Genomic DNA, 25,951 nt, shown 5'->3' on the forward strand with positions numbered 1-25,951 from the left:
TAGTTTGGTATTATTCAAAAAATAGCCTTCTCACTAAATTTTTGTTTGGTGAGAAGGTTCTTAAAAATCCATTTTAATAAAATAATTATCATGCGCAGTTTAAGATTTTTATATACTGCAGTCTATCTTTTACTCCTAATTTTTGTAGCCTGTAAGAATGAAAAGAACGATCTTTCAACAGATCAGGTAGAGGTTCAAAATGATTACCGACAATTATCTGATGAATCTTTGTTGGATACCATCCAGTTCCAAACCTTCAATTATTTTTGGGAGGGTGCTGAACCCAACTCTGGTATGGCTAGAGAGCGTCTTCATATGGATAATGTATATCCGACATCCCCAAAAAATACAGTGACGATTGGTGGTTCTGGATTCGGAGTTATGGCAATTATTGTTGGTATTGATAGAGGATTTATAACAAGGGAAGAAGGTTTAAATAGATTATTAAAAATAGCCGAATTTTTAGAAGAAGCTGATCGTTTCCATGGTGCCTGGCCACATTGGCTTAATGGAGAAACTGGTAAAGTGGTTCCTTTTAGTAAAAAGGATACTGGTGGAGACTTGGTTGAAACTGCATTTTTAATTGAAGGTTTGCTTGCCGTTTCAGAATACTTTAAAAATGGCAATGAAAAAGAACAAGAATTAGTTTCTAAAATAGAGAAACTATGGAAGGATGTCGAATGGAATTGGTATACAAAGGGTGGTGAAAATGTACTTTATTGGCATTGGTCTCCTACAGATAATTGGGATATGAATTTTCCGGTTGGTGGATATAATGAATGTCTCATAATGTATATTTTGGCGGCTTCTTCACCAACCCATCCTATAAAAAAGGAAGTCTATGAAAAAGGTTGGGCCTTGGGTGGAAATATTGTTTCCAAGGATTCAATGTATAATATGCCATTGGTATTAAATTATTATGAGCATAATGATAGTCCCATTGGTCCACTTTTTTGGGCTCATTACTCTTACGTCGGCCTAGACCCCAACGGATTGAAGGATGAGTATGCCGATTATGAAGTATTAACTAGAAACCATGCAAAAATTCATCATGCATACGCTGTAGAAAACCCTAAAAATTTTGAGGGATATGGTGATAGTCTTTGGGGACTTACCTCATCTTATTCTATAAATGGTTATGCTGGCCATAGGCCAGGCAATGATTTAGGTGTTATTGCACCTACAGCCGCTTTATCCTCATTTCCATATACACCAAATGAAAGTATGAAAATGCTAAAACATCTATATGCCAAGCATGATTCATTAATTGGAAAGTATGGCCCTTATGATGCTTTTAGTTTACAGGATGATTGGTATTTGCCAAGATATTTGGCAATTGATCAAGGGCCTATCCCTGTTATGATTGAAAATTATCGATCTGGTCTATTATGGAAATTATTTATGCAGAATAAAGATGTACAGAATGGTCTTAAAAAGTTAAAGTTTTCCTCTCCCCATATAGATTAACCTATGTTATCCAAACCTTTTACATTTTTAATTTTTTTATGTCTATTAATAGCTTCAATTTCCTGCAGTAGTAGCGACAGTCCTGAAAAGGAACCCCCTATAGTAGAAAATCCAGGTGGGGGTGGTGATGGAGGCAATACCATTGACCCATTAACTGATGAAGAGATGATGGATTTGGTACAGTCAGAAACGTTTAAATATTTTTGGGATTTTGCTCAATCTAGTTCTGGGGCCGCCAGAGAACGTTACCATCCTACAAATCCAACTTTAAACCAAGAGGTTGTTACAATTGGAGGTACTGGATTTGGGTTAATGGCCATTTTGGTTGGCATTGAGCGCGGATATATTTCAAGGTCAGAAGCTGTTACAAGACTTCAAAAGATTACCGACTTTTTAGAAACCTCTGATCGCTTTCATGGGGCTTGGCCGCATTGGCTTAATGGTAATAGCGGAAATGTACTTCCGTTTAGTGAAAAAGATAATGGCGGTGATTTGGTTGAAACTGCATTTTTGGTTCAAGGTTTAATATGTGTTTATGAATATTTTAAAGAGGGTAGCGATCAAGAAAAAGTATTGGCTAATAAAGCTGATAATTTATGGAAAGGTGTTGAATGGAGCTGGTATACCAATAATGAAGAGGTTTTGCATTGGCATTGGAGTCCAAATTATAATTTTGATATAAATTTTGAACTTAGAGGGTATAATGAAGTTTTAATAACTTACATACTTGCCGCTGCATCTCCAAATTATTCAATTACATCAGATGTTTACTTCAAAGGTTGGGCAAGAGGAGGAAATATTATTTCTAGCAATACCCAATATGGGTACCCTTTGATTTTGAAGCATAATGGATCAGAGACTTATGGGGGACCTTTATTTTGGGCTCATTATTCATATTTGGGGTTAGATCCTAGAAACTTGAAAGATCAATTTGCCAATTTTTGGAATGTAAATTCCTACCACACAAATATTAATTATCAATACTGTGTTGCAAATCCAGGCAATTTTGAAGATTATGGACCCGATTGTTGGGGTTTAACAGCAAGCTATAGTAGAAACACTGATGGTTCTTTTGGTTATCATGCGCATAGGCCAGGAGATGACAAAGGTGTAATTTCCCCAACTGCTGCAATTAGCTCTATTCCGTACACTCCTCAAAAATCATTGGCCGCAATGCACTATTTTTATCAAAACAAAGATAAATTATTGGGACCTGCTGGATTTTTTGATGCTTTTAGTCCTGAAAATAATTATTGGGTTGCTAACGCTTATTTGGCTATAGATCAAGGCCCCCAAATTATTATGATTGAAAATCATAGAACCGCATTGTTATGGAATTTATTTATGCAGAATGAGGATGTGAAAAAAGGATTAGACAAACTTGGTTTTACCTATTAAATATGAATGACTTACATAAAATATTAAAGGGAATACTAATAACCGTTTTTTTTGCTTCACAGTTTATCTGTGGTCAAAATACGGAACTGTTTTTGAAGGAACAATTTATTCAGGGTAATGACACTTTAAACTATCGAATACTTTTTCCAAAGAATTTTGATCAATCCAAAAAATATCCAATGATGTTGTTTTTACACGGTGCGGGCGAGCGTGGTTCAAATAATGAATCTCAGTTGGTACATGGAAGTAAGATATTCCTAGATGAGCAAAACAGGAATTCCTTTCCAGCAATTGTCGTATTTCCTCAATGCCCAAAAATGGATTATTGGGCCCAAGTTGATGTAAATAGGGATGTCCAACCATTTACTTTCGATTACAATTTAGATAAAGGACCTACTAGGAGCTTAAAACTTGTTATGGATTTGGTAAACAGTTTTGCAAGTAAAGCTTTTGTAGATACTTCTAAAATGTTTGTTGGTGGTTTATCTATGGGGGGGATGGGAACTTATGAAATCCTTTTCCGCATGCCTGAAACCTTTGCCGCAGCATTTGCAATTTGTGGGGGAGGAGACCCAATAGGTGCGGAAAAATATGCCAATAAAACAAATTTATGGATCTTTCACGGTTCAATTGATGATATAGTAGCCCCCCAATTATCTTTAAATATGGCTAAATCCATTTTGGATAACGGAGGAAATCCTAATATTACCTTTTACGCTAAGGATAATCATAATAGTTGGGATTCAGCTTTCGCAGAACCTAATTTAATTCCTTGGCTTTTTTCAAATTCAAAATAACATGAAATTCAACAGTTTTCGATTATTTATTGCTTTAGTAATTGTTTCATTTTTAGTTACAAATTGTGAGTCTAAACAATCTTTGGATAATGGTGATAATGCCAATTTAGCCATAGACCAAAAGGTTGACTCTATTATAAATTTAATGACCTTACAAGAAAAATTGGGACAATTAAATTTACCTTCTTCTGGTGATATTACAACAGGTCAGGCAAAAAGTTCAAATATTGCTAAGAATATTGAACAGGGCAAAGTTGGTGGTCTCTTCAATATAAAAGGTGTCGAAAAAATTCGTGAGGTTCAACGTATAGCAGTTGAAAACAGTCGTTTAAAAATTCCACTACTTTTTGGTATGGATGTCATTCATGGGTATGAAACTACATTTCCCATACCATTGGGTTTAGCCGCAAGTTGGGATACCGAAATGATTAAAAAAACGGCACAAATGGCAGCAAAGGAAGCTAGTGCGGATGGAATAAATTGGACGTACTCTCCTATGGTTGATATTTCTAGAGATCCAAGATGGGGAAGAATTTCAGAAGGTTCAGGAGAAGATGTTTACTTAGGAAGTGCAATAGCAAAGGCAATGGTGGAAGGTTATCAAGGAACCGATTTAACTCACCCGGAAACCATCTTGGCATGTGTAAAGCATTTTGCCCTATACGGTGCGGCAGAGGCTGGTAGAGATTATAATACGGTCGATATGAGTCGTATTCGTATGTTTAATGAGTATTTACCACCTTATAAAGCTGCTGTTGATGCAGGTGTGGCATCTGTAATGGCATCATTTAACGAAATTGATGGTGTTCCTGCAACTGGTAATAGATGGTTGTTAACAGAGCTTCTGAGGGATCAATGGGGTTTTAATGGTTTTGTTGTTTCAGATTATACAGGAATAAATGAAATGATAGCTCATGGAATGGGCGATTTACAAGCAGTATCAGCTCTAGCTTTACATGCCGGGACAGATATGGATATGGTAGGTGAAGGTTTTTTAACTACCCTAGAAAAATCGCTAAATGAAGGTAAAATTTCTATTGATGAAATTAACCTGGCCGTTAAAAGAATTTTGAAAGCCAAATACCAATTAGGTCTATTTGAAGACCCTTATAAATATTGTAATCTACAAAGAGCCGAAAATGATGTTTTTACCTATGAGAATAGAGTTTTTTCTAGGCAGGTAGGTGCAGAATCTATGGTTTTATTAAAAAATGAGAATAATTTATTGCCACTAAAAAAGCAAGGTACAATAGCTCTTATCGGCCCATTATCAAATACACCGGTAAATATGGCCGGAACATGGAGTGTTGCTACTAACCAAGGGCAATCTATTTCATTTCTAGATGGTTTGAAAACTGTTGTAGGAAATAATGCCAACATTTTACATGCACAGGGAAGTAACGTTGATTATGATTCACAATATCAGGCACATGTTACTATGTTCGGCAAAGAGATCGCAAGAACTAAATCTGATAAAGAATTGTTGGCGGAAGCCATCGAAGTAGCAAAAAAGGCTGATGTTATTATCGCCGCTATTGGGGAAACCGCGGAACTAAGTGGTGAAAGTAGCAGTGTAACGAACCTTCAAATTCCACAAACCCAAAAAGATCTATTAAAGGAATTGCTGAAAACCGGAAAACCTGTCGTGTTAACTTTATTTACTGGCCGTCCATTGGCAATAACATTTGAAAATGAAAATGTACCCGCCATATTAAATGTTTGGTTTCCTGGAAGTATGGCCGGTTTATCTATTAGTGATGTGTTGTTTGGAGATGTTAACCCTAGTGGTAAGTTACCAGCCACCTTCCCAATGAATGTTGGACAAGTTCCAATATTCTATAACCATAAAAATACAGGAAGGCCTATAAGCAATAAAGAGGGTAAATTTGAAAAATTCAGATCTAATTACTTAGATGTGCGTAACGAACCTTTATACCCTTTCGGTTATGGGCTAAGTTATACAACTTTTAATTATTCAAAAGTAAAGTTAAGTTCAAATGAAATGCCAAATAATGGCAGTATAACCGTATCAGTTGATGTTACTAACACTGGTAATTTTGATGGAAAGGAAGTTGTTCAACTTTACATTCGGGATGTGGTAGGATCCGTTACACGACCAGTTAAAGAACTGAAAGGTTTTAAGAAAGTTTTGATTAAGAAAGGAGAAACAACGACTGTAACATTTAATCTAACTTATGAGGATCTAAAGTTTTATGATTATAATTTAGACTTTGTAGCTGAACCAGGGGATTTTCAAGTGTTTGTTGGCACAGATTCGTCAACCGAAAATATGGCCGAATTCAAATTATAAATTGTTATTTTATCAAAATGTTTCTGATAAACTTAATTGAAATTTGATCATAGTGAAAAAAATATTGCCCCTTATTTTTCTATGCTTCTCCACCTTACTTTTTGCCCAAGTAAAAACGACTCATACTTATGCAATTAAGGGAGGTGATACCTTAAAGTTAGATTTATATGTTCCAGAGAATTTTAATGGTGAGGGCAAGTTGCCTTTACTATTATGGATGCATGGTGGAGGTTTTTCAGGGGGTCAGAGAGATAATGAAAATGAAGTCCAATTATTTAAATATACTGCAGAGAATGGGATTATTGCCGCCTCAATTTCTTACCGCCTAACTAGAAAAGGTAAGAAAACTGGGTTTGGCTGTAATTGCAATAAAAAAGAAAAAATAGAAACTTTTAGGCAGGCCGCCATAGATTATTTAGATGCAGCCAATTATTTAGTTTCAAAATCAGATGAACTTCCAATTAATCCCTCGAAAATAATTGCTGGAGGGAGTAGTGCAGGTGCAGAGGCAGTTTTAAGTGCCGTGTTTATGCGTAAATTTTATATAAAAGATCTTGATAAATACAATAAGGTATCATTTGTAGGGGTATGGTCTTTGGCGGGTGCACTTGTAAATGCAGATTATATAACAAAAGCGAATGCCGTGCCAACAATACTTTTTCATGGCACAAAAGATAATGCTGTTCCATTTTCGACGGATTCCCATCATTTCTGCAATAAAAATTCACCGGGGTATCTCATATTGAATGGTTCAAAACCAATAGCGGATAAATTAAAATCCTTAAACACTTCATTTTACTTAAACATAGTTCAGGACGGTGGGCATGAGGTTTCAGGCATACCGTTTCAGGATTTAGAAAACGTTTTTGAATTTATAAATACAGCTATCTTAAGTGATGAAAAAGTTCAGACTACAATAACAAAAGAATCATCAAATTGAAAAGGTTAATTTCGCTTATAGGTTTATTCATATTATTTTCTTCATGTAAAGAAAAAGAGCAACAATTACCAAAAAAGGATACGAAAAGGCCTAACATTATTTATATCATGGCCGATGACCATGCTGAGCAGGCTATTAGCGCATATGCACACTCTATTGGAGAATTGGCTCCAACTCCAAACATAGATAGAATTGCCAAAGAAGGTGCTCTCTTTAGAAATAATTTCTGTACCAATTCAATTTGTGGGCCAAGTAGGGCAGTGGTTTTAACAGGTAAGTTTAGCCATGTAAATGGGTTTAGAATGAATGGGGATCGATTTAATGGTGACCAACAAACTTTTCCCAAACTCCTTCAAAAGGCTGGTTACAAAACTGGTTTAGTTGGAAAATGGCATCTGTATGGCCTTCCTCAAGGTTTTGATTATTGGAAAATAATTGATGACCAAGGGCATTACTATAATCCAACCTTCATATTTCAAGGAGGAAATGGGAAACAGGCGGATACCTTAGATATTGAAGGATATGCAACCGATATTATTACAAGCCAAGCGCTTGAATTTCTAGAAAAAAATCAAGATAAAGATGAGCCATTTATGCTTATGGTCCATCACAAAGCTCCCCACCGTAATTGGATGCCTGCGTTACGCCATGTAAACAAATATGATTCCATTAAATTTCCTATTCCTGAAACGTATTTTACTGATCATGCTGGCTCATTAGGTTCACAAGAGCAGTTACAGACCATTTATAAAGATATGTATGAAGGACATGATTTAAAAATGACAAAAACCAAAGGTGATCCAGAATTGGCATGGAATCCTTGGACAAATGATTTCGACCGTATGTCGGATTCACAACGTCGCACATGGGATTCGTTATATGCTCATAAAAACGATGCCTACCATGAGGCTAATCTTTCTGGAAAAGCTTTAGCGGAATGGAAATATCAGCGTTATATGCAAGAATATTTATCAACTATTGCTGCAGTTGATGAAGGGGTTGGCAAAATATTAGATTATTTAAAAAACAATAATCTTGATGAAAATACAATTGTAATTTATACGACTGATCAAGGATTCTATTTAGGTGAAAAAGGTTGGTTTGATAAACGATATATGTATGAGCAGTCCTTAGCTATGCCATTATTGGTTAAATATCCTGGTCATATTGAATCAGGTTCTGAAATTGATGCATTGACCCAAAACATAGACTTTGCAGAAACTTTTCTAGATTTTGCAAATGTTCCTATGCCCAACGATATGCAAGGGAAGTCGTTGAGGCCATTACTTGAAGGTAAAGTGAGTGAATCCGATTTTCGGGATGCTATCTATTATCATTATTACGATTATCCTGCTTTTCATATGGTTAAAAAGCATTATGGTGTAAGAACATATCGGTATAAACTGATGCATTTCTATGACGACATCGATACTTGGGAATTATATGACTTGGAAAAGGATCCAATGGAAATCAACAATCTTATAGATAACTCTGAATATGATGAAATAGAAGCTGATTTAAGGGATAAATTGTCGGAACTTCAAGAGAAATATAATGTCACCGATAAAGAATTTGAACAAGCTCCAAAAGAACAAGTCGAACGGGCTTATAAACAGTTCGAGAAATTAAGAGGTAATACCGGGACAGCTTATGATCCTCAGTTGGATAAAGACATTAGGCTTTAAAATTTACTTAGGTTTTGTTTGTTGAGTCTTTTAAAATGCAACTAGAATTTTTCAAACCAAAATTCAAAGTTTTTTAAAATGATAACTGATGGATTTTGAGTAATTTATTAACCAATTGAATTAAATTACATATAATGAGAACGGTCATTTTAGTTATGCTTATAATAATGTTCATTTCTTGTGAAAGGACTAACAGCGCCGATGATCAAACTGAATTGACAACTGAATTAGCTCAAAGTACAAATAGCGATACTTACTGCAATCCTTTAGATATAGATTACACCTATATGGTATACAATTCAAGCAGAAATATTTCGTATCGTTCTGGTGCAGATCCAGCAGTAATTGAATTTCGTGGAGAATATTATATGTTCGTAACCAGATCATTTGGTTATTGGCATTCTACCGATTTGGTGAATTGGAAATTCATTAAACCCCTTCAATGGTATTTTGAGGGTTCAAATGCACCAACCGCTTTTAATTGTAAGGATTCACTTGTATACTTTGCAGGAGATCCTGCCGGTTACGGGAGTATAATTTATACAGATGACCCTAAAAGTGGCAAGTGGACACCAACGCCATCTATTTCAAATAATATTCAGGATTCTGAATTATTCATTGATGATGACGGACAAACATATTTGTACTGGGGATCATCAAATGTTTATCCAATAAGGGTTAAAATGCTTAATAAGGATGACCGTTTTTTAGAAATTGGTGTAAAGGAAGATTTAATTAACCTTAATGAGGAGAAACATGGATGGGAACGTTTCGGTGAGAACAATTTTCATCCAACATTGAAGGAGGGCTATATGGAGGGCGCATCCATGACTAAGCACAACGGAAAGTACTATTTACAGTATGCTGCTCCCGGCACCCAGTTTAATGTCTATGCGGATGGTGCCTATATTGGTGACACGCCTCTTGGGCCATTTAATTACATGAAAAATAATCCTATGAGTTTTAAACCTGGAGGATTTACAAATGGAGCCGGTCATGGAATTACGGTTAAACAGACGAATGGCCAATATTGGCATTTTGCCACAATGGCTCTTGCATCCAACTCTCAATGGGAACGTCGTTTGTGCATGTTTCCTGTTTATTTTGATGATGAAGGTTTAATGTATAGCAATACCGATTATGGAGATTATCCTCGTTTTGGACCCGCTCATCCCAATAGGGCTGGTCAGCATAATGGTTGGATGCTTCTGTCATATAAAGGAAATGTGACCGTCTCTTCTTCTTTAACTCAGGTTATGAAATTTACCTCAAATACTGAGGAAGTTACCGAAACGGAAATACCATTAGAAAAAAATGCCTATGGTGAAATTATATCTAAAGTTTTAACCGATGAAAATCCCAAAACCTACTGGGTTGCTCAGGCCAATAATGACAACGAATGGGTGAACATTGAGATGTTGAAACCAGGTAAGATTCATGCAATTCAATTAAACTTCCATGATCATGAGTCTGGTATTTATACTAGAACAGAAGGATTAAAACATCAATTCACAATTGATGTTTCCGCGGATGGAACTAATTGGCAAACAGTGGTTGATCGTAGTGATGCCCAAATTGATGCTCCCAATGCCTATATTGTTTTAGAAGAACCCGTCGTTGCTAAATATGTTCGATACAATAATATTAAAGTACCTGGTGCAAATTTTGCAATGTCTGAAATCAGGGTTTTTGGTGTCGGTCAAGGAGAAAAGCCAGAAACCGTGAATGGATTTTTAGTCCAACGTCAAAATGATAAGAGAGATGCTTCTTTTAGTTGGGATCCAGTGGCTGATGCCCAAGGTTATAACATTCGCTGGGGAATTGCTCCAGATAAACTTTACCAATCATGGCTAGTTTATGACAAAAATGAACTTTTTATCCGTTGTTTAGACCGTGATACACCCTATTATTTTAGCATTGAATCCTTTAATGAAAATGGAAAATCAGAAAAAAGTGAAATTATTTATGTTGAGTAGGTTTAAACCTGTTTTGTTAACCTGCATGATTTTGTTTCCTCTTATTACAACTTCCCAAGATTTAAAAGTCATGACATACAACATTCGTTATGATTCAAAAGACAAAGTAGGATGGGAGGTAAGAAAGTCTTTTTTAATAGCTCAGTTAAACTTTTTTGAACCTGATATTATAGGAACACAGGAAGGTTTAATTCACCAACTTAATGATATTGAAAATGGTCTTTCTAATTATTCATTTTTCGGAAAAGGACGCGATCATGGTGATAAAAGGGGTGAACATTCAGCCATATTTTACAACAATCAGAACCTAAAATTATTGAAAAGTGAAACCTTTTGGCTATCTGAAACTCCCGATAAACCATCCAAGGGCTGGGATGCCGCTATAAAAAGAGTTTGTACTTCTGGATTTTTCGAGAAACTACATAACAAAAAGAAGTTTTACGTATTCAATCTTCACTTAGATCATGTTGGCGAGCAAGCTAGGATCAACAGTGTAAAATTAGTTTTACAGAAAATAATCGCTTTGACCAAAGAAAATCATCCTGTAGTTTTGATGGGAGATTTTAATTTAGAACCCGCCCATTCAGCAATAAATTCTATAAAAAGTGCCTTAAGAGATACATATGAATTGGCTGGAGAAAATGTGTTTGGTCCCGAAGGAACTTTTAATGGTTTCAAAATTGATTATGGGGAGGAGAGACGAATCGATTATATTTTTGTTTCTGAAGATTTTAAGGTTCAAAAATTGGCGATTTTAAGTGAGGTTACCAATGCGCAATTTCCATCTGACCATTTTCCGGTATTGGCATTGTTGCAATTTGAACAATGATTTTTAGTTTGCCATATTGGTCTAAAAATCGACAAAAATCTCTTTATGATGTTCAATCAATAATTAAAGCATAACATATTTACTATTTTAGCGCAACACTAATCAATACTAACTAAAATGATTGAAATTCTCTCCTTTATTGGCTTCACCCTTTTGGTGGCTGTTATTTCCTATTTCGCAACACGCAAGACTGATGAATCTACCTCCGATGGATATTTTCTTGGAGGAAGGAGTCTAACAGCTGGTGTAATTGCTGGTTCTTTATTATTGACCAACCTGTCTACGGAGCAAATAGTCGGATTAAATGGCCAGGCCTACACAGAAGGTATTTTAGTAATGGCATGGGAAACTTTGGCGGCAATTGCTATGGTGGTTACCGCTATATTTTTATTGCCTCGCTATTTAAAGGAGGGGCTTACCACAGTACCCCAATTTTTGGCAACACGATTTGATGTTTCTACCAAAACCATCACTTCTGCTTTATTTTTAACTGGTTATGTCGTGGTCCTTTTACCCATTATATTGTATTCGGGTTCCGTAGCAGTGAGTGGAATGTTTAATATCCCTGAATTGTTGAATGTCTCAGATACGACTGCTTTATGGATATGTGTTTGGTTTATTGGAGTTGTTGGGTCTATATATGCTGTATTTGGAGGATTAAAGGCTGTTGCGGTTTCAGATACAATCAATGCGATCGGTTTATTAATTGGAGGTTTAATGATCCCTGTTTTTGGATTGATGATTATTGGTGATGGGAATTTTTTTGATGGAATATCAACTCTAGTTAAAGACAATCCTGAAAAATTCGATTCTATTGGTACTGTTACTAATTCTGTTCCTTTTTCAACCATTTTCACCGGAATGATGTTAGTTCAGTTATTTTATTGGGGAACTAACCAGCAAATCATTCAACGGGCACTGGCAGCAAAAAATTTAAAAGAAGGTCAGAAAGGATTGTTGTTGGCTTCTTTCATCAAGATTTTAGGACCTCTAATTGTAGTTCTCCCAGGGATTATCGCTTGGCATATTTTTGAAGGAAATTTAGATGTTGCAGATCAAGCATATCCAAGATTGGTGAACCGAGTTTTACCAGCTTCATTATTAGGGTTTTTCGCAGCAGTTTTATTTGGTGCTATTCTCAGTTCCTTCAATAGTGTATTAAATAGTTCTGTTACTTTATTCGGTATAGATATTTACAAACAGCACATTAATAAAAGTGCTGACGAACGTACTGTCGTAAAATATGGTAAAATGTTTGGAGTGTTCTTGGCATTGGCGGCAATGTTTATCGCTCCTTTTATTGCAAATGCTGGTAGTTTATTTGCCTATCTTCAAGAAGTAAATGGTATCTATAGTATCCCTATTCTTACAATTATCGTTGTAGGTTATTTAACGAAACGTGTTCCTGCTATCGCTGCGAAAATTGGACTTATATCTGGCTCTCTACTTTATATAATTAGTCAATTTTTTATGAAGCCTTATTTCGTGGACAAGGCTTTGGCTGAAGCTGAGGCATCTGGGGTAAGCGATGCTGCTACATTAGCTTTGGTGGAGGCTGAGGCATATCCACATTTTTTACATGTTATGGCCATTCTCTTCATCACCAATATTTTAATAATGTTAGCCATAGGTAAAATGAAACCGAGAGAAACCCCATATATCCAAGAATATACAAGGAAGGTAGATATTACACCATGGCGTTTAGTTAAACCAGTCGGTCTTGGAATCTGTATTGTTGTAATTATAATCTATATTTATTTTTCATAGGTTATATGCAGTTTAAAAAAAGGGTGTTATAACACCCTTTTTTTGTGATTAGGAATAAGATTTTTATTCTTTAACCATAATTGAAATGAACCGATTTCATACATTCGTACAAGAGGATTCAATTGAATGAATGAGCCCGTCTACATAGTTGTATCAGGAATAGCTGATTATTTCAGTCTGAGTGTTAGGGATGAAGATTTAGCCAAATCTATGGAATCTACCTATCAGAGATTGGTTAAAGAATCGTACAAATCTTTTGAAGTTGACAATCTGGTATTTGATAGTGGCTATTCCTACGCTCAATTTTCGAATATTAAAGAATGCTTGGACGCTGTTCTATTACTAGAAAGAAAGCTAGCTGAGTTTAGTTTTATTCCGCAGATCTGTATTATACATGCATTAGAAAAGAATAAGGTTGCGAAATGGAAAAAAAGCCGTTGGGCGAAATTATCCAATTCACTTTTGAAAATAGGGGTAGAGGATAGCGTCATAATTACCTCGCCCGTGCATGAAGAACTCGTGAAATTGGAAGGCTATGGTTCTGAATTTGTTGAAAATTATGAAGTCGAGGGGTTGGACGAGGTTGTTTCGGTTTATGCTTTAGAGGATGATTTTTTGGTTACCCCAGATGTTGAAGCTATCCATGCTAAAGTTGCGAAGGAAAGTCCCTCTAAAGAAAAAAGAAAAGCCTCTTTTACACATATACTAATAGCGCTTTCTACATTAATAGGAATGTCCGCTGTTTTTGCTTATCTAAACGTGCTAAATTCTGACCCTATAATAAATGATTATTCTATTGCTGTATTGCCATTTCGCGATATAACCACCGAAACAGACTCAACAGAAATAAAAATGAGTTATGGTATAAGTGATGCGGTAATAGATCATTTGGTTAAGTTGGAGGACTTAGTGGTGATATCTCATTATTCATCCCGCAATGTTTTAAATTATTCAAACAAAATTTCAGAAATCTCCAGTTTACTTGGGGTGGCCTATGTCTTGGAAGGTAATGTTACCTATGATGACGATAGTTTAACTATCGATGCCCAAGTAATAGATGTTCAGTCCTCCCAAGCTATTTGGGAAAATTCATATTATAGATCGATTGAAGATTTATTGGTTGTAGAATCAGAAATTGCAAAAGAGATTGTTGATTTATTAAAAATTAATTTATCCTTTGATGATATGAAGGCTGTTGTAGGCCTACCAACAGATAATATAGATTCGTATGAAAATTATGTACTTGGCCAGCAAGAGAATTTGAAGAAGTCGGTAACTGCTAATCGTAAAAGTATTGACTATTATGGAAAGGCAATAAGGTTAGACACAACCTTCGCAAATGCATATGCTGAAATCGCCTCCTCAACCTTGGAAAGAATTATTTACAAAGATGCAACACCAAGGGAGGTAATTAGACTTGCCAAAATCTATCTAGATAAGGCTGAGGAATTGAATGATCAGTTGGCGACTATTTATTCGTGCAGGGGGCTAATTAGTATTTATGAGGAGAATTATCAGGAAGCTTTTTTCAACTACGAAAAGGCCATTCGTATGGCGCCTAATGATCCTGATATTCGTTTAGGATTTGCGAGGTATTTTAATACGGTTAATGAATATGAAAAGCAAATTGAACAGAACCGTTTGGCGTATAAATTAGATCCACTATCTTTTGATACTGCCCAAAAATTTGCTCAAGCATTATTGGTTAATAAAAAGTATAAGGAAGTTGAAATTCTGTTAGAAGATTTCAGAACAAAATTTGGAAATAAGTATACCAATCAAATTAATAGACTTTATATACAAAATGCCATTGGAACTCAAAATTTTGATCAAGCCATTTCCGATCTCAAGGCATTGGCTTGGACGGATAGTTTGCAGTTGGGTGCTTTAGGCTATAGCTACGGTAGAAAAAATGACACGGTTATGGCAAAAACTGTTATAGACAGTATAAAAATTTTGGAAGATTTCCCTATGAAAAATTATGAAATTGCTACAGTCTTCGCTGGGCTTGGAAATCGGGATAGTGTTCTTTACTACCTTGATAGTACACGAATCAACCCTACCATTTTAATTTCAAAAGATATGGATTATCCTCAAATTTTAACTGATGTAAATATTTTCAATAAATTGATTCTCAATTATTACAAGTAGGAGGCTCAGTGCTTAAAAGGCACTCTTTTTATTTGAAAAATATTGATCCGTATTTAAAACTGATAATCATTTCATCAAATTGCTGAATAAAATCTTGACCAAGATTTCCATAAAAGTTGTTGATGTCCACTTTGAAGTCCGACTTGTGTAGTTGCATATTATTTAAGCTAGCCATAGAATTTCCAATGGTAAATTGAATACTATCAATAACAAAACCTTCAAAATCAACTGTTCCACCGGCACTGCCAGAAGTTATTGTCTGTGGTTTGTATTTGTCTTCAATGCTTTTGGTATATTTTCGATAAAAAGGTGCATAGAGAGAAGTGCTTTTCGCCCCTGTATCTAACCCAAAGCTTAAAGTATCTTTATTGTATTGAACTGCTACAATGGGCGTAAGTCCATCTATAGCAAAATTGTTTAAACTATAAACAGATGGAGTTAATGGTGTAGAAATAATATTGTTTTTCGAAATTCGAATTTCCTCCATTGCCTCAATTACCGGAAAACCAATAATTCCATTGATATAGTAATCAAATTGAGGAAATGAAATATCTTCATCATTCAAAACCAAAAAAACTACATTCTTAAAAGTTATTCCTCCGATACTTAGTTCTTCTGCAATAGCTAATTGACTATCTACTTTTTTACCGGTAAATGCAGTAACATAAAAATCAGATTCAATAGGTTTTAATCCTAAATCGTTAACGAGGGATTTTTTAATTACAGAAATATTCGCACCAGTATCAAATATGTAATTATTGGTAATACCGTTTATGGTAACATCTATATTTAAAAGAGTGGCCTTATCTATTGTTAAGGGAATATCAGTGTCTTTAGATTTTATTATTTCCTGTGGACGGATATTCTCTAATGACTTCCAAATATTAAATTCATTTTCTATAGTTTCAATTTTTGAAGAATCATTTAAATACCGATACCTTTTCAGTATGGACTCGGAGACTTCTGCTGCTTTTTTATACTCATATAGATTGATATGATTTAACAGTTTTGTGTGGTATATTTTATTTAATAGAGTGTCGTTTAGATTTGAATTTTCAAAGCTTAACAGCTTTTCAATTTGATCGTTTGACCTAGCCAAATTATTAAATCGGTTAAGTAAAATAGCCTCATAATAGAGGCTATTTTCTTCGGGCAGAAGATTTTTATTGGTTAGAAAATATTTTTTTAATTTAAAATAGTCCTGAACTTCAATCAAACTATCCAATTGATTGGTAATGAAAGTAGTGTTTATAGGTTTTTTTATCGACCTGGCACATGAAAAAATGATTGATAGTAATAATAGATATAGGAACCTCATTGGACATAAAATAAAGTAAAACTTAGTTGGCACTTTTAACATTGCCAGATCCAGTAATGCTAGAGTTGATTATTGGTTCTCCAATATAAAAAAGATCTCCGCTACCTTCAATTTTTACATTCAAATATTCATTGCAAAAAACTTCACAATCGCCACTTCCGTCAATCTTAATATCACAATTGTCTGCCACAAAATCAAACGCATGGACTACGCCAGAACCTTCATTAATCAAAGCTAAACCATCAGCAGCACCATCCAATGTAATGTCTCCAGATCCAATGTTTTCAACCTTAAAATTATCGGTTTGTAAAATATCTATGGCAGTAATATTACCACTTCCGGAATTTTTAATTTCATTTATATTTTCGACATAAATTGTTGCCTTTACATTGATATTCCTGTAATTGTTATCATCATCTAATTTCAATATCAGCATATTATTATGCACACTGGTTCTTACCAAATGAAGAATGTTATTGTCGGCCGTAATTTCAACCGATTGAAAATCGCTTTGGATAATGGTTATGTCAAATACACCTTCACTTTCAACTTTATTAAAAGTAGGGACATCTCTAATTTGGGTGGATTCAACACCAGATCCCTCAATAGTATCCACAGAGCAGGAACAAATTATTAGCATGGCCAAGGCCATTAAAAAAAAGAATTGATTTTTCATGGTTTTACGTTTTATGATTGATTGAACAAAATTAAACAGGGTAGATTAGTAATCCATTGATCTAAATCAAGAAATCAACTGTCTAAGCTTTGCTCTTTCTCGAGATAAGGTTTCGGGTGTCATGTCTAAATAAGAAGCGATGATGTGGTGTGGTATTCGATTAAATAAAGAAATATGTGTACTATTAAACTCTTTAAGCCGATCCGTTGCATTTTTGGTGAGGCGAGAAATTTCCTTTTTATGTTTTTCAATAGCAAAACTTTTAAGTTTTCCACATTCAAAAGCAATAAACCCAGGGTGTGTCTTACTCAAATTTTCTAAGGTTTCCTTTGTCCAGAAAAGCAATTTTGAGGGGAATAAGACTTGGCAATTTATATAGGAAGATTCACCAGTCCAATAACTAATATTGGAGGAGTAAAAGAAATCATTTTCTTTGGAGATTCTAATAGTCTTTTCATTTCCATCGAGATCTATGACAAAATGCCTCACCACCCCTTCTTGGACGAAAAACACTTTATCCGAAATTTCTCCTTGCCTTAAAATATATTCATTTTTAGAATACTCAATTGGGCATCCAGACTGAAAGAAGAATTCTATTGAAAAAGCCATTTAACTTTGTTATAATTAAAAGACGGATAAGATGGGCTCTTGTTACATTAGAGTTAAGTGGCCTAATTGTTTAGGTTAATTAGAAATTGTTTTGAGGTGGCATTGACTTTTAAAGGTTATCGCGATTTAATGATTATTAGACGCTAACATTTGATGAGCATTTTCATTATAAACTTTTACGTTAGTTTTTTTGCGATCTATACAATCAGCCAATATTATTGTAGGGCCATTATGATTTGAGGCCATTACCAAAGCCTCTAAACATTTTGAAGGGTTCTCAAAAAGAGAAACATTCAATATTTGTGTGTTGGGATAGGTAGCAAGCATTGCACCTAAATCTTTTTTCGGTTGTGTTTTTCCTGAATAAGCAAATTTCACTCTTTTTCCTTCAGGGGTTGCTTTGGATGCCTGGCCACCGGTATTTGAATAGCCTTCATTATCCAGGATAAGGATATTTACATTTTCACCAGAAGCAACAACATGGTCTATTCCACCAAATCCTATATCGTAAGCCCAACCATCACCACCAACAATCCAAATTTCTTTATTGATAAATTCATCTGCAAGGGAAATTAAGGCTTTTGCTTTGTAGGAATTTAATTTACCCAGAATTGATTTTAATTCCCGCACAGCCAACTTAACCTTTTGTTTATCCAATTCGCTATTTTGTTCGGTTAATAGTAGGGTAGCTACCAATCCATCCGGCAAAAAATCCATCATTTCAAGCAATAGTCGTTTTGCTTTATTTAGTTGGAATTTTTGGGTAAGATGGAATCCAAAACCGAATTCAGCATTATCTTCAAATAAACTGTTAGCCCAAGCTGGGCCTTCACCATTTGAGTTTGTATAAAAAGGTAAAGATGTTATGGACCCTCCAAAAATTGAACTGGATCCAGTAGCATTAGCAATTAACAGTCTATCTCCAAAAAGCTGAGTTAAAAGTTTAATATATTGTGATTCAGTACAGCGCTTTTCGCTTTGTGGTGACCTAAATAATGGTTCCATAAACTGTTGTTGAAATAAGTTCAAATTATTTAACAGGGATCTATTAGCTTCAGGAAGTCCTTTAAATAGTTTCCAATTTTGATTAGCCCGATTGTACACCAAATCCGTATTAACTGCCTCCAAGGCCTCTGTTGGACATTGCTCCACACAAAAATTGCATGAGGTGCATTGGTCCGGGTTAACTTGAATACTAAAATGGGCAGTTGATTTTGATAGTTCAGAATCCTCCAATTTTTTTAAAGGAAAAAAACTAGGCAACTCCGAGACATTTTCTTCTGGGACCAATTTCATCCTCAATGCCCCTTGTGGGCACACCAAACTACAGAGACCACATTCAACACAATTCAAAGTATTCCATTGAGGTATAAACTCTGCTGTTTTGGCTTTCAAAGCTCTATCAGAAAAGGTTTCAAAAGTTCCGTCAATTGGTAAACCACTTACCTTGATACTAGCATTTTTATCAAAAATGTTTGTGTTCATGGACTTTATTTTACTTGGTTTAAAGGTGATTCTTCTATAATTCTGATCAATAAAATTTGGGATGTTTCGATGGTTAGATTGAAGTTCAATAAACAACTCTTTCAAAATCCTTTCGCCATTTTCTTCACTATTTATATAGTATACCTCAATATTATTGTCTACAATATATTGTAGAGTGGAGAAGTTCATATTTATGTTTTCGCATAATTCAGAGAATACTAATATTATCCCACCAGATTTAATAGTTTCCAATGATGATTTTGATTGTAATGACGAAATAGAATCAAAAATGGTAACGTCCGCCTTTGAAATTAGAAATGGTGATCTAATGGCTGAATTGGAAAACCTTATATGAGTTTGGTTAATAACCTTGTCCTTATTGTAGGAACATCCAGTATACGATTGGATATGTTTTTTTATCCTGCTATTAAGTAAAACTGCTTGGATGTTCTTTGTCAGCTTTTTATCGGTATCCTCAATGATTATTTCTAACAAATTATCATTTTTTTTCGTGTCGATGTGCTTATACCCTAAGCTCAGATTTGAAATATTGTCGGTTATTCCAATAGTGAATTTATTTTTAGGGGACATTGATCGAGCATTCTCAATAATTGCTAATACCATTTCTGGGGTAAATTCTTTTGAAGATAATCCATATCTGCCACCAAACACCTTAATGTCTTTATTAAAGAAGTTATCTTTAACTGATTGAAAAACATCTAAATACAAGGGTTCGCCTGTTGATCCATTTTCTTTAGTTCTATCTAAAACTGTAATAGTCTTACAAGTTTTTGGTAACTCCTTAATTAATAGTTCTGTTGCAAAAGGCCTGTATAATCTAACCTTTATAAGACCGGTATCTTTGGTTCTATTAAATTGATCCAGCGTACATTCAATTGTATCGCAGGCACTTCCCATTGCAATTATTACATGCTTGGGATTGTCTGGACCTATATATTGAAAAGGTTTATAAATTCTACCAGTTAATTTTTCAAATTGTTCCATTACAGAAGCCATAATAGATGGTCCATTGTTAAATACTGAATTGGATCTTTCGCTAGATTCAAAAAATGTTTCTGGTCCTTGGGCCGTACCTCTAATAGAGGGATTATGCGGACTAAGTCTACGATCGAAATTCTGATATATCAAATCTTCAGGCATTAACTTTTTTATGATTGAATCATCTATAATCTCAACTATGTTAAGTTCATGAGAGGTTCTAAAACCATCAAAGAAATGTATAAATGGAATTCTGCTTCTTAAACTTGCCACTTGAGACAACAATGCAAAATCATAGGCTTCCTGTGGATTATTTCCACCTAAAATTGCATAGCCACATTGTCTAACAGCCATAATATCACTATGATCTCCAAATACAGATAAAGAATGTGTAGCTATACTTCTAGTCGCAACGTGTATAACATTTGGTAACAGTTGACCGGCAATTTTATACAAGTTAGGTAGCATTAATAATAGTCCTTGAGAAGCAGTAAAGGTAGTGGTAAGCGATCCTGTTTGAAGCGCACCATGCATGGCTCCGGCAACTCCACCTTCACCCTGCATTTGAAATGCTACAGGAACATCTCCAAAAAGATTTTCTACACCTTCGCTAGACCATTGTTCCGTAAGTTCGGCCATTTCGGAAGCAGGTGTTATAGGATAAATCAATGCAATCTCGTTTAATCGGTATGCCATCCGAGCGGTGGCTTGATTGGCATTAACTAATATTTTTGAAGGTGTCATTTTGGTTGAGGTTTAGATACAATTAAGGCTATCCCTGTTCGAAATAGCCTTAATTTTAATAATTGATTAATTATCTTTCGAACTCTATTTTTACTGGAGTTGGGTTTGATATGATGTCAAAAACAGGAGAGAATTGAGATAATGCTTTTAACTGTTCATCAGTTGCATCAGATTTCACTTTAAATTTCACAGTGATCCCGCTAAAACCTTTTCTAACTTCAGGATCTATACCTAAAAATCCTTGTAAATTTACATCGCCTTCCAATTTAGATTCCATACTTTCTATATCGATTCCTTGAGCTGCAGCATGATAAGCCATCGCTCCAATTAAACAAGAACCTAAAGCATGTAATACAGTTTCGGCAGGGTTAGCAGCAACATCATTTCCCAATAAAACAGGAGCGTGGTCGCATTCCATTGTAAAGGTTTCTGTTCTAGTTTCGTCTTCTTGTCCTGCACCGTAAAAACTTTTTACGCTTGTTACACAATGTCCACCATCAATCCAATTAGTTTTTCCTCTGAATTGGAAATCGCCCATGGATGGATCTGATTGAACTAATTTTACGGTTTCTACTAATTGGTCAACGTTTACTCCGTTTTTAACATTTGGTTGTTCTGTTGTGATCATTTTTTTGAGTTTTAAATTGTTAAGATTATTATTGATTGTTCACGCTTCTTATATGGCATATGGCGTGCCAAAACAATTAAAACATTGAAAAACAGATTGTTGTGGTATTTTGGAAGATAAAATGATTTACGAAATTTCGTAATTAAACGAAATATCAATCCTAGAATACGATAATTCGTTATTAAATGGGTCTTTCGATCCCCAAGGTTTTTATTTTAGAAGCCAATGTTGTCGATGGAAGACCTAATAATTCAGCTGCACCATGTTTTCCTGATATTTTCCACTTAGTTTGTCTTAGTGCTTTTAAAATATTTTCTTTCTCAATTTGTTGAAGTTCTTTGATGGTGAGAATTTTTATCGGGGCTTTAGATTCTCCAATAGGATCTAATTCAGAAGTTGGTAATAGCTGAGACCAATTTACAAATCCATTATCTGCTATAATTGCGGCTCTTTCCATTAGGTTTTGAAGTTCTCTAACATTCCCTGGCCATTTATACGCTAGAAAAAGAGTTTTGGTATCGTTATCTAATGTAATTTTAGGTTTTGAAAATTTGTCGGTGTAATGGTTTAACATTTCTTGGGCAATGAGGTTAATGTCATCACCTCGTTCCCTTAATGGTGGTACTGAAATGGGGAAAACATTTAATCTGTAATAAAGGTCTTCCCTAAATTTACCTTCTTTGGATTCTTTATAGAGATCTTTGTGGGTAGCAGCTATTATGCGAACATCTACCTTTATAGTTGTTGAACTTCCAACTGGTTCAAACTCTCCTTCCTGAAGAATCCTTAATAGTTTAGATTGCAATTCTATAGGCAATTCGCCAATTTCATCTAAAAACAAAGTTCCTTTATCAGCTAATAGAAACCTACCTTTCCTAGCAGATGTTGCTCCTGTAAAAGCGCCCTTTTCATGACCGAACAATTCACTTTCAATTAGATTACCCGGAATGGCACCGCAATTCAGTTTCACCATTATCTTATCTGCTCGACTACTTTGTTGATGAATTGCTCTTGCAATAAGTTCTTTTCCTGTTCCTGTTTCCCCATGAATAAGAACAGTAGCTCCAGTAGCAGCTACCTTTTTTACCGAATTTATTGCTTCTATCATTTTTGGGTGTTCCGCAATGATCCCAAAGTGTTGGGTTAATTCTTTTACTTCTTCTTCTAAATAATCAGATTTTTCAGTGAGGTCTACAATTTTGTTTTCTGCCTTGAGCCGTTCTTCAATGTTCCGTAATACTAGTGTAAAACAATCCATTTCCTCCGTTTTCCATCTGCTAATGGTACCCTCATTATATGAAATGTTGTTTTGGGAATCTAAAATTTTGAGAATTTTAGGAATGTAAGAATGACATATATTTTTATCTAAGTCTATCAATCTCCGTGTATACTTTTCAACTATATCAGCGCTATCTTCATCAAAAAAGAAAAGGATATTTCTTTGAATGATATCAGAATTGTCGAACATGCTGCATGCTGCTTGGTTACCAACAATTATCCTGAAATTTGAATCATACATTATAATCCCATCCATCGCACCGTCTAAAACCCCTTGGAGCTTAGCATTGGTCACTTCAATCTCTTTCTTGGATTTGGCAAGTTTATTTTGAAAATCGTCCACATCCCTGTGGCGTTTGATCATTACAGCTAAAATTCCTTTGGCTAAACCAGGATCTTTAGACATTAATTTTAAAAACTCACTTTTCTTAAGCTGGAAAAGAATAGCCCGATCTAGTGTGGTAACATCTGCCGATCTTACGCCTTCATCAATTAATGTATATTCCCCAAAACAATCGCCTTCCTTTAGGGTATTAAATATATGATCACCATCATGAACTTTAATAGTTCCTGAGTGGATGATGTAAAATGAATCACCCGGATCTCCTTTTTTGAAAATTGATTGGTTTCCATAACATGAATTTGTTTCCAATTTATTCGCAACTTCAATCAATGAAGATTGTTCCACTTCAGTAAAAAAGGGAATGTTGCTCAAGAAGTCAGCAATTTCTTCTGGTTTTAATTCAATCATGGTCGCTTGTAGTAACGAAAAATCGTTAATTAGGATTATTTAAATGTAACAAGATTCTTTAAAAATCCAACTATCATCTTATTTGTATAAATTAGGAGTGGAAAAAAAGTAAGTTGGATAAAAGGAAATTAGCGGCCATTATGTTTACCGACATTGTCGGTTATACAGCATTGATGCAACAAGATGAGCAATTGGCCATAAAAATAAGGAACAGACATCGAGAAACATTTGAGCGCACTTTAGAGGCCTTTAATGGTACTATGATTCAATATTATGGTGACGGAACGCTGAGTATTTTTGAAAGTGCTGTAGAAGCAGTTGAGTGTGCTATTGAACTTCAAAAGGCATACATAGCTGAACCTAAAATACCAATTAGGATAGGGATTCATGTTGGTGATATTATACAAACCTCACATGACATAATTGGTGATGCAGTAAATGTTACCTCTAGGATAGAATCTGCAGGTATAGCCGGGAGCATTTTAATATCAGATAAGATACGCGACCAACTAAGGGGACATCAGCATATTAAAGTTAAGTTTCTGGATGCGTACGATTTTAAAAATGTAGATACTGCAATCCCCTTGTACGCTATTGCAAATAAGGGTTTGGAAGTTCCGGAGGCAGATGAAGTTAGAGGAAAACTGAAACAATTGCCTGAAATTGTAAGGACCCAAAAAAAATCTAGACTAGGGTTGTTTCTTTCAAGTTTGGTTTTGGTTGTTGCCACCGCAATTATTATGTATTTTCTTATTAGACCATCGGAATCCGAGATTAAGGACCGTTCAATTGCTGTTCTTCCATTTAGTAATTTAAGCACGGATGAAGATTCAGACATTTTTAGGGAGGGTGTTACCGAAGAAATTCTAACTCATTTATCCCGTTATAAAGACCTGCATGTAATTTCTAGAACTTCGGTTTCTCAATATGAGAATACCCAAAAAACTATTACGGATATAGCTAAAGAACTTGGAGTTGCTTATATAGTCGAGGGTAGCATTAGAAAATATGGTGATAAAATTAGAATAACAGCCCAGTTGATTGATGCTCAAACTGATGAGCATGTTTGGTCTGAAAATTACGATAAGACATTAACAGATATATTTGAAATACAATCAGAAGTTGCAAAGGAAATTGCTGAAGCCCTTCAAGTAAATATAAACCTAGATTCCGAAACCAACACTTTTGTAATTCCTACCATAAGTATGGAGGCCTATCAATATTTTTTGCGAGGTAGGCAAGAGGCGGATAAAAGAAATGAGGAAAGCATAAAGAGGAGTATAGAGTTCTTTAAAAAGGCCATAGAAATAGATCCTCAATATGCTGAAGCCTATGCTGAAATTGCGAATTCGACTTTTTTACAGGCATATTACGGACAATTTGAACCAGATAGTTTGGCAAAGGTGGCTATTGATTTTGTTAGTAAGGCAGAATTAATTAATCCTAATATTGCAAGAATATATAGCGTAAAAGGGATGCTTTATAATCATTCCAAAGAATTTGAACTTGCTAAAACAGCATTTGAAAAGGCCATTGAACTTTCACCTAATGATGTTACGGCAAGGAGAAATTATGCAACTTATTTTTATTATACCAATCAATTTGAAAAGCAGCTTAACCAAAGTAAAATTGCATATCAATTAGACCCTTTATCGTTTGCATCTGCATCTAATTACTTTAGCGCATTAACGTTCAATGAAAAATGGACAGAAGCGGAACAGTTAATTGAGACAATCGAAAAAGACTTTAATGATATGGAACCCTTCATAATTAATAGATTAAAAATGCGGTTGTATATGGCTTCGGGTGATTACAACAAAGTAATAAAGCCTTTAGAGGCCTTAAGTGCTAATGATCCCAATTATTATAGAATGTTAGGCTATTCCGCAGCTAAAATTGGGGATAAGGCTTATGCATATCGCGTTATTGATACGATTAGAAAACGTGAAGATTATGAATTAAAATCTCACCATATTGCTGTTGTCTTTGCTGGCCTAAAGGAAAAAGACAGTGTTTTTTATTATTTGAATCCAATTAGAAACAAATCAATCCAATTCAACAGTTCGAGACTAAGTTATTTTGATGAGTACAAAAACACTAAGGAATATGAAGAGCTTCTTAAAGCTCATGGCATTGATTGAT

General features: G+C 34.9%; 17 protein-coding genes. 11 read left to right on the forward strand and 6 right to left on the reverse strand.

Features of this window, described 5'->3' with window-relative positions:
- The first annotated feature begins 90 nt into the window (after positions 1 to 90).
- From ISU00_RS14230 to ISU00_RS14275, 10 genes are all read left to right on the forward strand, one after another.
- Complete coding sequence (locus ISU00_RS14230; protein ID WP_228851336.1) at positions 91 to 1,467, forward strand: glucoamylase family protein; 1,377 nt, start codon at positions 91 to 93, stop codon at positions 1,465 to 1,467.
- 3 nt (positions 1,468 to 1,470) lie between these two features.
- Positions 1,471 to 2,865 carry a glucoamylase family protein gene (locus tag ISU00_RS14235; RefSeq protein ID WP_228851337.1) on the forward strand — a complete coding sequence of 465 codons (1,395 nt, stop codon included), beginning with the start codon at positions 1,471 to 1,473 and terminating at the stop codon, positions 2,863 to 2,865.
- A gap of 2 nt (positions 2,866 to 2,867) precedes the next feature.
- Positions 2,868 to 3,662, forward strand: a complete 795-nt coding sequence (locus tag ISU00_RS14240) for a carboxylesterase family protein (protein WP_228851338.1) — start codon at positions 2,868 to 2,870, stop codon at positions 3,660 to 3,662.
- 1 nt (position 3,663) lies between these two features.
- Positions 3,664 to 5,973 carry a beta-glucosidase BglX gene (gene bglX, locus ISU00_RS14245; protein ID WP_228851339.1) on the forward strand — a complete coding sequence of 770 codons (2,310 nt, stop codon included), beginning with the start codon at positions 3,664 to 3,666 and terminating at the stop codon, positions 5,971 to 5,973.
- A 52-nt stretch (positions 5,974 to 6,025) separates the two neighbouring features.
- Positions 6,026 to 6,913 carry an alpha/beta hydrolase gene (locus ISU00_RS14250; RefSeq protein ID WP_228851340.1) on the forward strand — a complete coding sequence of 296 codons (888 nt, stop codon included), beginning with the start codon at positions 6,026 to 6,028 and terminating at the stop codon, positions 6,911 to 6,913.
- Positions 6,904 to 8,598 carry a sulfatase family protein gene (locus tag ISU00_RS14255; protein ID WP_394368538.1) on the forward strand — a complete coding sequence of 565 codons (1,695 nt, stop codon included), beginning with the start codon at positions 6,904 to 6,906 and terminating at the stop codon, positions 8,596 to 8,598. Before ISU00_RS14250 ends, ISU00_RS14255 begins: the two co-directional genes overlap by 10 nt.
- A 134-nt stretch (positions 8,599 to 8,732) precedes the next feature.
- Positions 8,733 to 10,574 (forward strand): family 43 glycosylhydrolase, encoded by a 1,842-nt coding sequence (locus tag ISU00_RS14260; RefSeq protein ID WP_228851342.1) that lies wholly within the window; start codon positions 8,733 to 8,735, stop codon positions 10,572 to 10,574.
- 70 nt (positions 10,575 to 10,644) lie between these two features.
- Entirely contained in the window at positions 10,645 to 11,403 is a 759-nt protein-coding gene (locus ISU00_RS14265) for an endonuclease/exonuclease/phosphatase family protein (protein ID WP_228851343.1), read from the forward strand.
- A 117-nt stretch (positions 11,404 to 11,520) separates the two neighbouring features.
- The gene (locus tag ISU00_RS14270; RefSeq protein WP_228851344.1) at positions 11,521 to 13,170 is read left to right on the forward strand and encodes a solute:sodium symporter family transporter; all 1,650 of its coding nucleotides are present in this window, start codon (positions 11,521 to 11,523) and stop codon (positions 13,168 to 13,170) included.
- Between the two features lie 126 nt (positions 13,171 to 13,296).
- The gene (locus tag ISU00_RS14275; protein WP_228851345.1) at positions 13,297 to 15,321 is read left to right on the forward strand and encodes a tetratricopeptide repeat protein; all 2,025 of its coding nucleotides are present in this window, start codon (positions 13,297 to 13,299) and stop codon (positions 15,319 to 15,321) included.
- 28 nt (positions 15,322 to 15,349) lie between these two features.
- Here ISU00_RS14275 and ISU00_RS14280 read toward each other — a convergent pair whose 3' ends face one another.
- From ISU00_RS14280 to ISU00_RS14305, 6 genes are all read right to left on the reverse strand, one after another.
- On the reverse strand, positions 15,350 to 16,537 hold the full coding sequence (locus ISU00_RS14280; protein WP_228851346.1) for a retropepsin-like aspartic protease: 1,188 nt from the start codon (positions 16,535 to 16,537) through the stop codon (positions 15,350 to 15,352).
- A gap of 124 nt (positions 16,538 to 16,661) precedes the next feature.
- Positions 16,662 to 17,315 (reverse strand): head GIN domain-containing protein, encoded by a 654-nt coding sequence (locus tag ISU00_RS14285; protein WP_228851347.1) that lies wholly within the window; start codon positions 17,313 to 17,315, stop codon positions 16,662 to 16,664.
- A gap of 66 nt (positions 17,316 to 17,381) precedes the next feature.
- Positions 17,382 to 17,924 (reverse strand): Crp/Fnr family transcriptional regulator, encoded by a 543-nt coding sequence (locus ISU00_RS14290; RefSeq protein WP_228851348.1) that lies wholly within the window; start codon positions 17,922 to 17,924, stop codon positions 17,382 to 17,384.
- A 126-nt stretch (positions 17,925 to 18,050) separates the two neighbouring features.
- Positions 18,051 to 21,152: a 4Fe-4S binding protein gene (locus ISU00_RS14295; protein ID WP_228851349.1), complete on the reverse strand. Its 3,102-nt coding sequence runs from the start codon at positions 21,150 to 21,152 to the stop codon at positions 18,051 to 18,053.
- A 70-nt stretch (positions 21,153 to 21,222) separates the two neighbouring features.
- On the reverse strand, positions 21,223 to 21,780 hold the full coding sequence (locus tag ISU00_RS14300; RefSeq protein ID WP_228851350.1) for an OsmC family protein: 558 nt from the start codon (positions 21,778 to 21,780) through the stop codon (positions 21,223 to 21,225).
- A 181-nt stretch (positions 21,781 to 21,961) separates the two neighbouring features.
- Positions 21,962 to 23,809, reverse strand: coding sequence for a sigma 54-interacting transcriptional regulator (locus tag ISU00_RS14305; protein ID WP_228851351.1), 1,848 nt, complete (start codon positions 23,807 to 23,809; stop codon positions 21,962 to 21,964).
- A gap of 113 nt (positions 23,810 to 23,922) precedes the next feature.
- Here ISU00_RS14305 and ISU00_RS14310 point away from each other — a divergent pair, with 113 nt between their 5' ends.
- A complete protein-coding gene (locus ISU00_RS14310) occupies positions 23,923 to 25,950 on the forward strand; it encodes an adenylate/guanylate cyclase domain-containing protein (RefSeq protein ID WP_228851352.1) in 2,028 nt (675 codons plus the stop codon).
- Position 25,951 lies beyond the last annotated feature (1 nt).

This window comes from Aegicerativicinus sediminis, from assembly GCF_015476115.1.
GTDB classification, from domain to species: domain Bacteria; phylum Bacteroidota; class Bacteroidia; order Flavobacteriales; family Flavobacteriaceae; genus Aegicerativicinus; species Aegicerativicinus sediminis.